General features: G+C 46.4%; 9 protein-coding genes. 2 read left to right on the forward strand and 7 right to left on the reverse strand.

The annotated features are described in order from the left end of the window. Positions 1 to 641: 641 nt before the first annotated feature. Positions 642 to 3,254, reverse strand: coding sequence for a CHAT domain-containing protein (locus RLO19_RS00465; protein ID WP_446352850.1), 2,613 nt, complete (start codon positions 3,252 to 3,254; stop codon positions 642 to 644). Positions 3,255 to 3,545: 291 nt separating this feature from the next. Further along, positions 3,546 to 3,761 (reverse strand): hypothetical protein, encoded by a 216-nt coding sequence (locus tag RLO19_RS00470; RefSeq protein ID WP_446352852.1) that lies wholly within the window; start codon positions 3,759 to 3,761, stop codon positions 3,546 to 3,548. A gap of 749 nt (positions 3,762 to 4,510) precedes the next feature. Between RLO19_RS00470 and RLO19_RS00475 the strand changes: the two genes are divergently transcribed. After that, complete coding sequence (locus RLO19_RS00475; protein ID WP_446352854.1) at positions 4,511 to 10,828, forward strand: two-partner secretion domain-containing protein; 6,318 nt, start codon at positions 4,511 to 4,513, stop codon at positions 10,826 to 10,828. A 186-nt stretch (positions 10,829 to 11,014) separates the two neighbouring features. Here the strand turns inward: RLO19_RS00475 and RLO19_RS00480 are convergent, their stop codons facing one another. Continuing rightward, the gene (locus tag RLO19_RS00480) at positions 11,015 to 11,737 is read right to left on the reverse strand and encodes a THxN family PEP-CTERM protein (protein ID WP_446352856.1); all 723 of its coding nucleotides are present in this window, start codon (positions 11,735 to 11,737) and stop codon (positions 11,015 to 11,017) included. Between the two features lie 690 nt (positions 11,738 to 12,427). On the opposite strand from RLO19_RS00480, the gene RLO19_RS00485 reads away from it, so the two are divergent. Beyond that, a complete protein-coding gene (locus RLO19_RS00485) occupies positions 12,428 to 13,018 on the forward strand; it encodes a Uma2 family endonuclease (RefSeq protein ID WP_446352907.1) in 591 nt (196 codons plus the stop codon). 207 nt (positions 13,019 to 13,225) lie between these two features. Here RLO19_RS00485 and RLO19_RS00490 read toward each other — a convergent pair whose 3' ends face one another. The 4 genes from RLO19_RS00490 to RLO19_RS00505 form a co-directional block, all read right to left on the reverse strand. After that, positions 13,226 to 13,351: a hypothetical protein gene (locus RLO19_RS00490; protein WP_446352857.1), complete on the reverse strand. Its 126-nt coding sequence runs from the start codon at positions 13,349 to 13,351 to the stop codon at positions 13,226 to 13,228. Positions 13,352 to 13,593: 242 nt separating this feature from the next. After that, complete coding sequence (locus tag RLO19_RS00495; protein WP_446352859.1) at positions 13,594 to 14,400, reverse strand: PEP-CTERM sorting domain-containing protein; 807 nt, start codon at positions 14,398 to 14,400, stop codon at positions 13,594 to 13,596. Between the two features lie 438 nt (positions 14,401 to 14,838). Then, the gene (locus RLO19_RS00500; protein WP_446352861.1) at positions 14,839 to 15,030 is read right to left on the reverse strand and encodes a hypothetical protein; all 192 of its coding nucleotides are present in this window, start codon (positions 15,028 to 15,030) and stop codon (positions 14,839 to 14,841) included. 309 nt (positions 15,031 to 15,339) lie between these two features. Beyond that, entirely contained in the window at positions 15,340 to 15,699 is a 360-nt protein-coding gene (locus tag RLO19_RS00505; RefSeq protein WP_446352863.1) for a hypothetical protein, read from the reverse strand. Positions 15,700 to 15,774 lie beyond the last annotated feature (75 nt).

Genomic DNA, 15,774 nt, shown 5'->3' on the forward strand with positions numbered 1-15,774 from the left:
GACATCTTTTTAAGGGAAAGAGGGGTGAAATGCTTTGTCTACCAAGCTTTTAAGCGGCTTGTCACCCCTTCAGGTTGTCCTCTCTTAATCGCCAAGGCTTTTGCTCATTGTTTTGTTAAGCAATATTTCGCCAGCAGCGTCGCGTAGCGTAACGCACCCTACAGATAGAGCATATACTGACATTTTCTTAGCTTGACTCGATGTCGTTTCGGTTAAACTTGTCAAGTTCTGATAATTTAAACGATTAGTTCCCCCAGAAAGGTTTAAATTTTCCAATCAGAGTCCTGTCTTAACAAAACGTCATAATTGTTCTTTTTTTACCCCTTTTCCAAAATTATCTACGAGTTTTCAAGGGTTACGGCGATTGTGAGAAGATTGTGCGATTTTAAGGTATACTATTTATGGTGGGTTTTTTGTGGGCAAAATTAATCTTGACGCAGCTAAACCTCTTGAATATTCGGGCAACTTTGTATAATTTATGGTTTTTGTCTCACTGCCAATGTCCCCGTGGACGCATGTATTTTGTTAAAGTTTCGATAAAAATCATTGCTAAGTATTGACAAAAACACAGATTACACAGATGGAATGGTAGTTTTCAGAACAGTGAATAGTCAGGTACACAGATTGACAACCTACTTAGATTATCGCCAGTTACCGATGAGGATAAAGGGTGCCCAGTAGGCGGGGTGGGCATATTGGTTGTTGATTTCTGGACTGTTTTGGGCTTGAATCAGTTTTCGTTGTGCTAGGCTCAGTGCTTGGGCTTTACTTATTTCAGAGTTGAACCAATTGTGGTAAAAGTCAGTGACGAGGGTTTTGGTCGAGGCGTCGGGAATAAACCAGAGAGAGGCTAAGGCAGTTTTAGCGCCAGCTTGAACGGCGATACCTGCTAAACCCAAGGTGGCACGCTCATCGCCAACGGCTGTCTGACAAGCGGTGAGGGCAAGTAAATCGACGGCATCAGCCCCCTGACTCACCTGACGAATCGTGGTTTCTAAGTCTTTAAGCGTCAGTTTATTATTATTCCCGGTGACTAAGAATGTATCTTCGGGTACGGCACTAAACTGTCCATGAGTCGCAATATGGAGAATCGGATAAACCGTTTGGTTGAGTTCGGCTTGTAAGCGATCGCGCGTAAAATCATCGTCTAAGAGGGTTTTACTGCCGGGAAATAGGCTCTCAAGTTGCTGGAGTTCCGATTTAACGTTGGTGAGGGCGGGAAAGGTTTGTCCGTTTACTGTGGCTTTTGCCGTTAACCCCAGGGCTAACACTTGAAGGGATTCATCGGTTAAGTGTTGAGGTGCAGTGAGGGTTAAACTGGGGGTTGTGGCAATGGCGTAGGTTTCCACTAAGAAGCTTTCCCCATTATGTAGGGCAGCCATGGGAATGCTGCGTAAGATCCCATCTGAGATGAAAACTAGGGTGTTTATCCCAGCGGCGTCTAAATCGGTAATAAAGGGGCGAATTATCCAATCGTAGAGGTTTTGGGCAGGTTTGGGGTCGTAAATCAGATCCCGTCGTCTTTCCAATCCTCGGCGAAATTCATTGGCGGTTTCTCGTAGGGTTTGACTATCGATATTAATCCATTTGAGTTGGGTTGGCTTGTTGGGTAGGGTGAGCAGGAGCGCGGTATGATTGTTGAAGATAATTGAACGGAAAATAGCGGTATCGTCTCCCACCAGTTGCTCTACAGAGTTCTGAGAATTGGGTGTCAATCGACAATCATTGCCAAAGTAATTTTGCAGTTCGGCAAGTTTGAGGGCATCTATAGTTTTCAGGGCAGATTCTATTTCCAGTTGAGCTTCGGTAACTGGGAGACGTTCGACTCGTTCTAACTGGTATTGGGCAAAATCTCGATGTAAGGGATTAATCCGATCGCGAAAGTCAAATTGGACATCTGAGTCAGCCATGAGTAGTTCTTGGCGAATATCAGTTAACGTTGCGATCGCACGTTGGTAAGCGGCGATGGCTTGCTCTGGGTTTCCCTGTGCTTGAAACAGGCGGGCGGCTTGCCATTCCCAGAGATAGAGGCTATCTTGGGCGTCTCGGTTTTGATCGGCGGCTAACCGGGCTTTTTGGGTAAATTGTAAGGCTTGGCGATAGTCGTTCTGGCATTCGTAGAAATGACCTAATTCCCCCAGGGCAAAAGACTCGGAACGGGAGTCTTCTAGGCGTTGAGCAATGGATACGGCTGATTCGAGTAGGGATTCAGCTTGGGATGGTAGTTGGCGTGGGGAACATTGGTATTTCTTTTGGGTTATGGTAGAAGTCGCTGGTTGGAGATTGGCTAAATCGATCGCCGCATAAACCAGATTACGAGAATCGGGAAGTTGATTGAGTAAATCCAGAGCCTCTTTTAGGGATTGATTGATTTGAGCAGCGTCTATTTGGGGGGAAATTAGGGGATGTTGAGCCAATTTAATTAAATTAAGTAAGGCTCCCATTTGATTGGGTTGATCCTGTGATCGGCGAGCCAATTCTAGACTTTGCTGAAAATAACCAAAAGCCTGTTGGTAATCATTTAGCGCCTTTTGCCGAAATTGACTTGCCCGTTGCTTGGCACCCCGTTGTTGAGCCGAGTCAGCATAGCGCTCTTGGCTTTGTCCTTTACGGATGTAGGCATTGCCTAAACTGTTCAGGGTTGATGTATGATAGGTGGGGTGGTTAATCGCTAAACTAGCTTCTAAATCCGCGATCGCGTCTTCATAATTTCCGGTGAGCAGAAGGGCATTTCCTAAACTTCCCAGGGCGGCGGCTTCTCCTTGATTGTCTTCAGTGGTGCGGGCAATATATAGAGCGGTTTCCGGTTGGCAGTTTGTGGGGGAATCTGAGACACCACATAAAAGTGCGATCGCGTTTCGGGGTTGTCCGGTGGTAGTATAAGCTTGAGCCAGTTCAGTCAGGTTCCGCCCCAGATTCTGCCTATCTCCCAGTTGGCGATAATCAGCAATAACTTGGTGCCAAAACTCAATAGCCTGTTCCATTTGCCCCAGTTGTTGATAGGTTCTGGCGAGGTTTTCTCGAATAATGGCGGTATTGGTAAGATTATGGGTTTCTTGGTAGTATTCTAGGGCTGTTTGCCAAAGTGCGATCGCGCCTTTAAAGTCGCCAGCTTGGTAGTGCTCAACTCCCTGTTGCACCCATTGATTCGCTGGCACCGATTCAGCGATTGAGGGCAGATGATTCAGCCACAAGCACAGGAGTAGGCTGGTGAGAAAGCCTAGGGATTTAAGTCTGAATCGGTAGCATTGCATCAGCTGTCACGCTTTTAAATGGCTGGTTGAGACAGACGCACCGAGGGGTTTTGTTTGTAGTGAGAACTTTAGTTCTCGCTCCGCCTAGCTGGAGAGGGCTAAAGCCCTCACTACGAACCGCCAAACGACTACCTATATTGTCAGGCACTTCAATGGTAATTTGCATATTAAATAGCACTTGGCTGTCTGATTCATTACAATTTATTTTAATTATAAATCGGACTTGGGAATGAGACTGTCCATGGAAGGCTGATCACTCACTGATTTTCAGCTTATCGCATTATTAGGCTGTCAGGGCTGGAATAGGTTGGTCATTTTGTGCCATTGACTTGTCAGGTTTAGGAACTTGAGTTGGCAGAAAAGTGCAACCTGTTGTTGTCGGTTTGCCTGTATGGTATAGATATTCAGGTTATTTGCCGGGGTATTGTTCAATTTGGACAGGTTCCGTAGGGGCGCACCGACGTGCATGGGTGTCAACTTAAGGTAAAAAGCACGACTGGCAAGCATTTCACCCTCATCCCCTAACCCCTTCTCCCTTCAAGGGAGAAGGGGAATAAAGAAGCTTCTGGCATCACATCTAGAATACCTCTTCCTTCTTGCTCCCCTCTCCCGTGCCATAAAAGCGAAGCATCCTTAGTCCTCCCTCCTCCTAGGGGGGAACGAGGGGGGTTGGGAGAGGGGCTGGGGGTGAGGGGTTGAGGTTAAGTTGACACCAATGACCGACGTGCGCCCGTGTCAACTTAAGCCACATTACCCACGATAGGATACTGGGTGTGGGGTATGGGGTGTGGGGTGTGGGGGAAAGCGAGCAATTTTGGCTCACTATGTATTAAACGGAGCCTGTTTGAAAAAAACATTGTGGATGAATAGGTGAGGTGAATGGTGGTAGGTGTGAGGTTTTTAAGCCTCCAACAGACAATTCCATCCTGACACCCGACACCCGACACCCGACACCCGACACCCTTGCTCAACCGAGCTTTCACCTTAAGTTGACACCAATGACTGACGTGCGCCCGTGTCACCTTAAGGTAAAGAGTTCTTAGAGCGAGAATGTAGGGGCGGGTTTTACAGATAACTTATGGCACCCAACTGATAACTTGAATAAACCCGCCCTTTAAAATAACCAGGGGAGCAGAAATCCCATAGCTGAAAATTAGAATGGGTAAGGGTTATGGCTTAAGTTGACACAGATGACCGACGTGCACCCTTTAAGCGACAAAACAAGACAGTTCAGATCGAGTATCCTGGAGGTTTTGATGAACAGTCCCTTCTTGGAAAATTCAACAGGAGTAACGTGTTCCTACCTGGCTCAGATTCAATCTTCAAAACCCAGGTATTGGCAGTTAGGGTTGGCGAGTTTTTTCACCAGTCTTACTGTCTTGATTAGTCAGGATACTCCCCTTCGCGCCCAAATTACCCCAGATAATACCTTAGAAGCAGAAAGTTCTGTCGTCACACCCAATGCTCAAGTGCGGGGAAGATTAGCCGATTTGATAGAAGGGGGGGCAATCCGAGAAGCTAACTTGTTCCACAGTTTCCTAGAATTTAATATTGAAGAAAGACAACGGGTTTATTTTGCCAATCCAGTCGGCATTGAAACGATTTTTAGTCGGGTAACCGGGAATAACCCTTCAGCAATTTTAGGAACATTGGGAGTTAATGGCGAGGCGAATCTATTTTTCCTCAATCCCAATGGGATTATTTTTGGCGAAAATGCTCAGTTAGATATTCAGGGTTCCTTTGTGGCGAGTACGGCGAATTCTGTAGTATTTGAAGATGGCTCATCATTTAGTGCCACGAATCCAGAAGACTCCTCATTATTAACGATTAGTGTACCCTTGGGGTTGCAGTATGGACAGCCAGCAGCGGTAGTGAATGCAGGGAATTTGGCAGTTGGAGAGGGAGAGAATTTGACCCTGGCGGGGGGTACGGTGGTAAATTCGGGGCAGTTATCAGCACCCGGAGGAACAATTAGTCTGGCGGCTGTGCCAAGCCAAGGTTTAATTCATCTGGATTTAACGGGGCAAATTACCTCTGTTGATTTACCACTTAATAATGATACAAATCCGGTTCTATCTTCGGCGTCAGGTTTAGCAACGTTACTGGAAAATGCTGGATTAACTGAAGCCGATATTCCGATTGATTTTAATCTAGGCACTGTGGCAATTTTAGGTTCTGTGGATGCCTCAAATCCTCTGGGTAGTGGCGGTGAAATTAACGTGACAGGGAATCGGATTCAACTACTCAATGGGGTGATTAATTCCGGCGGCGTTACCGGGGGTGAAATTAATCTCACCAGTACCTTTTTGGAAAATCGGGGAGAGATTCAGGCGGATGGTGAACGGGGCGGTAGTGTCACTATTAATGTTACTAATTTTCTCGATACTGGGGTTCTCAGCGCCACAGGAAATGCTGGGGATGGGGGAACGATTCAAGTCGATTATCAGGGTACGGTAATTCAAACCGCTACGGCGTTGACTTCTGTAACCGGGAGTGAAAAAGCGGGGAGGATTCGGTTTCAGGGAGGACAGGTTTTCACCACATCTGGGAATCTCCAGGCACAGGGGGAGTTGGGGGGTGAGATTCAGTTATTTGGGGAGAGATTGCAACTATTGGGAACAGGGGTAAATGCCAGTGGGAATCAGGGTGGCGGTGAGATTCTGGTGGGTGGAGACTATCAGGGAAATACCGTGGGGGCAGAGAATGCCGACTATACCCTGGTGAATCATGGCACCAGGTTACAAGCCGATGGATTGAGGGTTGGGGATGGGGGGAAAGTGATTGTTTGGGCAGATGGGGAAACGGATTTTTATGGGAATTTGACCGCGCGAGGTGGGGCGTTGGCGGGGAATGGGGGAGTGTTGGAGGTATCGGGGAAAGGGAGTTTGGTGTTTGGGGGATTTGGAGAGGCGAGTGCGGCGAATGGGGTGGCGGGGGAGCTATTATTAGACCCGAAGAATATTACGATTGATACAGCTAATACGGGTGCATCGTTCCAACTCTTGAATCCTAATCCAGCGCCAGGAAATCAATTTGGGTTCGGGACTGCGGTACTCCCAAACGGCAACATTGTCGTGAGTTCTCCACAAGACGATTTAATGGCAGAGGATGCCGGAGCAGTATACCTATTTGACTCGAACACCGGAGCGATACTCGGAAGTATTCATGGTGCTAACCCAGGGGATAAGTTCGGCGATCGTGAAATAACAGCTTTGAACAATGGTAATTATGTTTTTGGTAATCGCTTTGCAGATATTGGCGGGGTAGAGGATGCTGGGACGGTAATTCTGGCTAATGGCACCACCGGGGCGGAAATTAGCCGTATCTCTGGTACTAACGGAATCGATAGGTTCGGCTCTGATGGAATAACAGCCTTGAGCAATGGTAATTATGTTTTTGCCAATCAAAGAGCAGATATTGGGGGAGTAGAAAATGCTGGGACGGTAATTCTGGCTAATGGCAGCACGGGGGCGGAAATTAGCCGTATCTCTAATACTGGCATACCAGAAAGTGTGGGCTATGTTGAAATAATAGCCTTGAGCAATGGTAATTATGTTTTCGGGAATCTAGATGCAGATATTGGGGGAGTAGGGAATGCTGGGACAGTGATTCTGGCTGATGGCACCACAGGGGCGGAAATTAGCCGTATCTCTGGTACTAACGGAGGCGATGCGTTCGGCTCTGATGCAATAATAGCTTTGAGCAATGGTAATTATGTTTTCGGCAATCACTTGGCAAATATTGGAGGGGTACGGAATGCTGGGACGGTAATTCTGGCTGATGGCACAACGGGGGCGGAAATTAGCCGTATCTCTGGTACTAACACAAACGATTGGTTCGGCTGGGGTGAAATAACAGCCTTGAGCAATGGTAATTATGTTTTCGGCAATAACTTGGCAGATATTGGAGGAGTGAAAGATGCTGGGACAGTGATTCTGGCTGATGGCACAACGGGGGCGGAAATTAGCCGTATCTCTGGTACTAACCCAGACGATAATTTCGGCCGTGGTGAAATAACAGCTTTGAGCAATGGTAATTATGTTTTCGGCAATCACTTTGCAAATATTGGAGGGGTAGTGAATGCTGGGACGGTAATTCTGGCTGATGGCACAACGGGGGCGGAAATTGACCGTATCTCTGGCACTAACCCAGAGGATTTTTTCGGCAATAGTGGAATAACAGACTTGAGCAATGGTAATTATGTGTTCGGCAATCCCAACGCAGATATTGAGGGGGTACAGAATGCTGGGACAGTGATTCTGGCTAATGGCACCACGGGGACAGAAATTAACCGGATCTCTGGCACTAACCCAGAGGATTTTTTCGGCAACGGTGACATAAGAATCTTGAGCGATGGTAATTATGTTTTTGCCAATCCCAACGCAGATATTGGGGGGGTAGTGGATGCTGGGACAGTAATTCTAGCTGATGGCACCACAGGGGAGGAAATTAGCCGTCTCTCTGGTACTAACCGAAACGATAAGTTCGGCTCTGGTGGAATAACCGCCTTAAGCAATGGTAATTACCTGGTAGCTAGCCCCGCCGCCAACAATGGAGCCGGACAAGTAGATATCGGCATCGCCAACCCCTCCTCCTCCCTCACCCACAGCTATTTCCCAAACCGCAATATTACCCTCACTCCCTCCACAATTACCCGCATCACCGATACTGGAACTGCTGTCACCCTGCAAGCGAATAACGATATTACCGTTAACCAAGCCATTATCACTGATAATCCTACAGGTAGTGGCGGTGCCTTATCCCTAGAAGCCGGACGAAGTATTCTCCTCAATGCCGATATCACCACCGATAACGGCAACCTATCTCTGTTAGGGAATCAGCCTTTAGCAGCAGGAGTGATTAACTCAGAACGAGAACCTGGTGCAGCCGAAATTACCATGAAACCCGATACTACTATTAATACGGGTTTTGGCGATGTCACCATTGAATTAGACACAGGGGAAGGATTAACTCATAACACCGTTGGTACTATCACCCTGGATAACATCAACGCCGAAACCCTCACGGTTGATTCAGCCGGAGCCATCCTCGGTAACGGTATCCTCTCTATTAACAGTGACGCCACATTCACCACCACCCTCGCCAACGCTGGAACTGTCAGCGTCACCAACACCAACCCCACCACCATCGGCTACTCGATTATTGGCGGTAACTTCCGGCTCAACTCACCCTCACCCATTTCCCATGCACCGGGAGAACCCCTGCAAGTCGCTGGCAACATCTCGGTTAACGGAGATAGCAGTAATCCTTTAATTAATAGTCTTGCTCTTCCCACCTCACCCATCGAAGAGAATGGGAATTTAATCATCACCCAAGTGGGAACTGTTAACTTACCCACCAACACCGTTACCGGAAACCTCACCGTCAATAGCCTACCGGGAGCCGTTCTATCGTTTAACACCGTCTTAGATAACCCCGCCATTACCCTGAATCAAGCCAACTCCTTTGGCGGTAGCTTAAGATTTCAAACCAGCAAAGACGGGATTAGCACCACAGGTATTCCCGGCATTACCCAAAGCGGTTCTTTAGACGTCAGCGGTACAGCTACATTCAATGCCGAAAACGGCACGATTACCCTCAATGACTCCAACAATCAATTTGGGACTCTCGCTTTTACTGGTAAAGATATTGCCATTCGGGAAAATGGCACAACTAATCTACTTAACTCCACCGCTACAGGCAATTTAAATTTAATTGCTGATCGTGGGATTAGCCAAGATGGAAATCTTACCGTCACAGGTACATCAAATTTTACCACGTTACAACCCGATGCCCCAATTACCCTGACCAATAATAACCAACTCACAGGAGATATCCACTTTACCACCAATGGGACGGGTAATGTTACCCTACTCAACACCTTAGCCACTCAATTAGCCGCCTCTAATGTATATGGTAACTTGACGATTACCTCTGGCGGGGCGATTACCCAAACCGAACCCTTAAACCTGACTGGTATAACCACATTGAAGGCGGGTAACAGCGATATTATTTTAAATCAAAACAATGATTTTAGAACTCTTAGTATAAACGGTGGCAGAAATGTGAGAATTAACGATCGCAATGATATTAACCTAATCAACTCCTCAGTCTCTGGCAATTTCAATGTCAACGCCAGAGGAGACATTACCAGCCAAAATATATTTAACCCCAGTGGTTCAATCACACTCACCAGCACTAACGGTTCTATCGATACCACCCAAGGTACGCTCCGTACATTTTCCTTAGGGGCTGGCGGTGCGATCGCCCTTTCGGCTCAAGGTAATATTACCCTGGGCAATCTTGACGCTCGTGGGGTAAATGGTGGCGGTAATATTACACTCACCAGTCAAGGGAGAATTGCTTCAGCCAATAGTTTCATCCGTAGTAGTACCATGAGTCCTAGCAGTGATTCAGGTCAAGCTGGGGACATTACGATTCAGGCTGAATCCGTTTCCTTGACTGACACAATCCTATCCGCTTCTACCTTGGGTTCAGGGAAAGGAGGAACAATTACCATCAATGCCGCTGAATTCGTAGAATTACTCAATGACAGTCTAGTCCTAACCACAACAACAGGGAACGGCGATGCTGGAGACATCGAAATAACCACCAGCCAACTGAACATTTTTAACGGTTCACAAATTGGAACAGCAACAGTCAATCAAGGAGCCGGGGGAAATATAATCGTCAACGCCTCAGACACCATCAGAATCGCGGGTACTGCCGCTGATGGAGTACCCAGTGGTTTATTTACCGCCGCCCTTTCCGGCTCAACTGGAGTCGCTGGAGACTTAGCGATCGCAACTCAAACATTATCCCTGGAAAACGGCTCACAAATCTCTGCCCGAAGTCAAGGAGAAGGTGACGCTGGCAAAATCGCTCTAACTATTGCCGACACACTCACCGCCACCAATAGCAGTATCCTCACCGCCACCGATCAATCCGCTGGCGGCGCCATTAATATCACCGCCGCTGATATCCGACTCTGGGGCGACAGCGACATCACCACCAGTGTCTCCAGTGGAGGTGACAACGGTGGGAACATCATGATCACCGCTGACTCCATCCTGGCATTTGCTGATAGCGATATCTTAGCCTTTGCCCGTGATGGCAGAGGCGGCGACATCACATTAAATACTCCCATCTTCTTTGGCTTCGGCTATACCCCTGCCGCCAAAGGCACTGATCCGGCTACCCTAGATCATAACCAGCGTGTCGATATCAATGCCGATGCCGCGATCGATGGCATAATTACCATACCCGACCTCACTTTTATTGAAAATAGCCTCATCGATTTACCCGACAATTTCATCGACAGCGACAATCTAATTGCCAATAGCTGCATGGTTCGGGCTGATCAGCAAAATGGCAGATTCATCATCACCGGCGCTGGCAACTTACCCCTGCGTCCCGGTGATCTTACCATTTCCCCCTATCCCACGGGCACCGTGCGGATGATTCCCACAGAAAGTACCACTCGCCCCTGGCAAAAAGGCGATCCGATTGTGGAATCCACTGGAGTCTATCGACTCCCTGATGGACGATTGGTGATGAGTCGAGATTGTTCTTAAATGCTCCGATCAACTCGATTGCTTAAGACGCGATGGCGAAGCGCCGCTGCGAAGCGCAGATCGCAACAAAATCGTTTTAAGGATGTAGAATTGTTTTGAAATTTTCAGAGTGCAATGAGGCAAACAAAAACCCCAGACAGGCTCTGGAGTTTTTATAAATCTTTTAATCAATGAAATATTGATTGATTAAACATCTTGCTTTGTTTTATTCTTTTTGCGAGAATACTCTCGTTTTAAAAATGATCCAAAGCCTAGAGCTGTAGCTGAGCCAAGGATAGTCAGAGGCTCTGGAACTGGCTCTGGCTTCAATTGACCAAACAGCATCGTTTGGTTTGACATGCCTTCTTCAGTGATGAACTGAGTTACTTTGGGACCATCAATAGTATCTGAAAAGCCTAAAATCTGTAGCTTAAATGTCTTTCCATTATAGGAAATCGTTTCTTCACCTATAGCGCTGGGAATATCAACGACATCAGGACATACCGTGGAGCCTTGAGGATCACAGGGAGTACTGTTAGGAGTTTCATTGTGAGCGAAATCAAATGTAAAGTCTTGACTCACTTGCCCATCGATATCTAGATTCAATGTCAACGTGGCACCTAGGAAGTCGCCTTGTCTAATCGGGAAGTTGTCATGAGTAAATGTGCCAAGTTTGAAGACTTGAAACGTTGTGTCATCTACTTCGACGCCACCGTTGCCATCGAAAACGTATGAACTTTGATTGTTAGATGTGTTAGCCGGATTTCCCCAAGAGATAGTGTTCCCGTTATTCATAACGTCAGCAGCAGTTCCTTGAGGATTTGACCAGGTTCCTGATGTGGTTACAGTGGCAGCATTAGCGACATTAGTATAACCCAACGCCAAGGTAGCAAAGGCAATAGTTCCCAGAGCTTTATTCAGATGTTTCATTGATTTCAAATTATTACATTCCAGTCATTACTTCCATAATACAAGCCAGGTTTATGTAAGGATATACCCTTATCTGCAAATTTAATGGCGTAAATCAACAAGGCACTTGGCAAGATTCGGACAATCAGATTGCAGAAAACTGCAAAGGGTGAAAACTGCACAAAGGGACAACCGATTAAGGTGCATAATTTTCTGAACCATGGCTTAACAAAAATCCCATCCAATAGTCCAGGTCAATCCATAAAGACTAAGCCAAAAGTTGCTGTGTCGTCTCTGGCTTCTTGCTACCTTTTTGAGACGACAGACATATTTTTGTTGCCTTTGACAGCGAGTTTTGTTGCCTTTTAAAGAAGCGATAGTAGTCAACTTTTGACTTTTGACTCCTCTCGTAGCGCTATAAGCTGTTCGGCATTTAAACCTTCCTTAATGTCAATAATGGCGAAATCCTTGTACTGTGAGCATCTTGCTCGCTACCCATTCCCAATTAAAATGCATGACAGCTTAGTGGTTAAGGTGCGTTACGCTTCGCTAACACACCCTACAAATAGAGGTTTTGCGTAAGTCCTACCAATGAAATTATCAAAGCTCAACCCAATGTTTTTGGGCGTCGTCTGAGGCAATGCCAGGATTCTGAAGTCCGGAAGAACTATAATGTTACGATGACCAATGACCAATGACCAATGACCAATGATGCTTTCCTCGCCCTTAGTGTTGACGATTCCACCCTCAATTAAACTCAGCGATGACCAGTTTTTTGAACTGTGCCAAATCAACCATGATTTGCGATTAGAACGTAACCTGAAAACCGGAGAAATTTGGATTATGACGCCAGCGGGGGGAGAAACAGGAAATCGCAATTTTTCCCTAATCGTTCAACTTGGTTCATGGGTAAAACAGGATAAAACCGGGATGGGTTTCGACTCTAGCACCGGATTTCGGATTCCAGGAGCAATCAAAGAACCCATGTCACCGGATGCGGCTTGGGTGCGATTAGAACGCTGGAATGCGTTGACGCCTGAACAGCAGCAAAAATTTCCCCCAATTTGCCCGGATTTTGTGGTAGAATTACGCTCTCCCAGTGATACATTGAAATCCTTACAAAAAAAGATGGAGGAGTGGGTACGTTTGGGCGTACAATTGGGTTGGCTAATTGACCGTACTGGCTGCCAAGTTTATATTTATCGTCAAGATGGTTCTCAGGACTGTTTACAGAATCCGGAAACCCTATCGGGTGAGATGGTGCTTCCAGGTTTTGTATTAGACATGAGTGAAATTTGGTAGGAATTGATAGCTTGCACCCGGTTAATATATTGTCCAGATTCTTACCTAATTTATAGTTCGAAAAAGTTTCTTGTTCCCTTCCGGTTCCCTCCCCTTGGTAAGGGGAGGGTTAGGGTGGGGTTGATTTGGGAAAAACCAAGACGATCGCATCAAATGTTTTCATTCAAATCAAGCCAACGCGATCGCAGGTTCTGAGAATTACACAGATTAACACACAGAGGACAACACAAAGCGCGATCGCATCCCATTGATCAGGATGACAATATCACAAATCCCGTAGGGGCGCACAGACGTGCGCCCTGACTGAAGGCTTGCTACAGATGGACTTTTCATCTGCATAAAGCGATTTGTGAAGGGTTACGTAACCCACCGGAAAAGTGGGTGCTCTGCGGCTTGTGTTCTTTGAGACGTTCATTAACTAAGAAATATGCGCCTAACGCACCCTACTGGCATGACCCAGCTAAAATTGTGCAATAGATTGATGGTTAAATTGGGCGCACGTCTGTGCGCCCCTACAATTCTAATTCACCATTTTAGGTGGGTCACGGCACTACTGGCTACTGCATTTAAGCAGATTACTTATCTTTCTTTTGCTTTTGCTTCTGGGAATGTTGTCGCTTGAGCAAACCTCCAAATCCTAAAGCAGTGGCTGAACCAAGGATAGTTAAGGGTTCAGGTACAGGTTCTGGGTTTACAGTACTTTGTGTGGCATTAAAGTTATCAAAGGCAAAACCGCCACCTCCCCCACGGCTAACACCAGAAATCCGAATGTAACCGATATCACCGCCTAAATCGCTGAAGGAAAAGTTATAGGGCAAAGCATCGAAAGTATCAGGACCTTCACCACCAGGGATAGGAGGTGTGGTAATGGAACTAACGACTGTCCCTGTAGAATCAAGCGCTGCGATCGAGTATATTTCGCCCCGATCAAGATCCCAGAGTTGACCTGATGCGCTTCTTGCAGGTGTACCTGTATATTTCACAATGAAATCATCGGTACTAAAAACATTAAATCCTCCAGGAGCACGTAGCAACCAGTCGCCTCCTTCATTTGTTGCTGTCCGGTCTATGTCCACACCACCAGGAAAAGAAGTGTAAGCGCGACCCGTATTTCCTCCATCGTTACGACTCTCAAATAGGGCATCGGCATCAATGGTTAAGTCGTTATTTGTATCAAAACCAAAAGTGACGGTAGTACCATTTACTGTGTAAGAATTCGTCAAAGCCGCGTTATCTGTCGGCGTAGTTATGCCATCGGGAAGGGTTTCAAAGTCGATAAGAGCAGCCTGAGCAGAACCCGAAAAACTTAGAAGTAAAGTCGTTGTTCCGGTTGCTGTAGCCATTAACAGTGGAGCTACCGATTTCTTGGTTATTGTTGTCATTTTTGCAGGTATTTTAGAGACAATCTCAATGAAGTTAAATCAACAGCGTAATTAGCTGTATTTCTAGAATACCAGTCAGATTTATATAATGCATTAACCTTTTCTGCCAATTTGATGGCGTAAATCAACAAGGTTATTGACAGGATTGAGCCAGTCAGATTGCACAAAACTGCACAAAATTGGCTGCATAAACGGGAAACCCTGAGCCATCAAGACTTTCAGAGGCATTGACAGTAGAGACTAAAATGCAACGTCTTTACCAGTTCCTAGAAAACCAGTAAGAGACGTTCCACCGGAACTCTACCAAGGGCTATTTGAGTAAGGCTATATTAAGTAGGGATTAGGGTGGGGTGGATTTGGGAAAAACCAAGACGAGCGCATCAAATGTTTTCATTCAAATCAAGCCAACGCGATCGCAGGTTCTGAGAATCACACAGATTAACACACAGAGGACAACACAAAGCGCGATCGCATCCCATTGATCAGGATGACACTATCACAAATCCCGTAGGGGCGCACAGACGTGCGCCCTGGCTGAAGGCTTGCGCCCCGAGTCATGGACTTTCCATCTGCATAAAGCGATTTGGCGGTGAAATCGGGCGCAGATGGGTGCAGTAAAAGGGCGCACACCGTGCGCCCCTACAATTCTATTCCACCTTGCTTAGGTGTGCCGAGCCACTACAGCAACTATGGCGGGAGAAACTTTCTTTTCACATATCCCAGTTAGGGCAATCAATGAGCCGCATTGGTATCAAGCCTCGATTTAATTGTCGAGGCTGCCATCCTGCCGCTGTTTTCTTGTGAATCAGTTCTAAGTAGTCGGACAAAAGAAAACAGCACTGTACTAAGTTTTGTAAACAAGCCTCAAACCCTTACAAAGGAAGAATGACAAAGGACGAATGACGATATCCACCGTTAGCTTTTATTGTGTCCACCTACTTAGAAAACAACAATGTCACTACTTGATAAATTCAGTCCCCTGTCGAGCGTCGCAAATTGTACTTGTGCGCTCCCACCTATGCCATCAGCATCAAAGAAAAGCGCTCCTGTCCGGTTGTTATAGATAAAGCGATCGCTACGATCTGAAGCCCTTGAACCGATGGTGAATTGACTAGAATCCAGTGTGCCTCGCCGCAATCCACCACCAAAGCCTCGGTCATCTACTTGGATCTTGTCACTACGCACATCGAAGTCAATGATAGTATCAATCCCTTCGTTTTTGGAATAGAAGGCAAACTTATCGGCTCCGGAACCGCCATGTAGCAAGTCATTTCCGGAACCGCCAGATTTTACAACCATATTACTTGATTTTTATGTCAATGAATTGTTTACTGAGCCATTGCGTAAATACGCTACATTTCTAGAATAAAAGTC

It is taken from the genome of Coleofasciculus sp. G2-EDA-02, from assembly GCF_040226375.1.
Lineage (GTDB): Bacteria > Cyanobacteriota > Cyanobacteriia > Cyanobacteriales > Coleofasciculaceae > Coleofasciculus.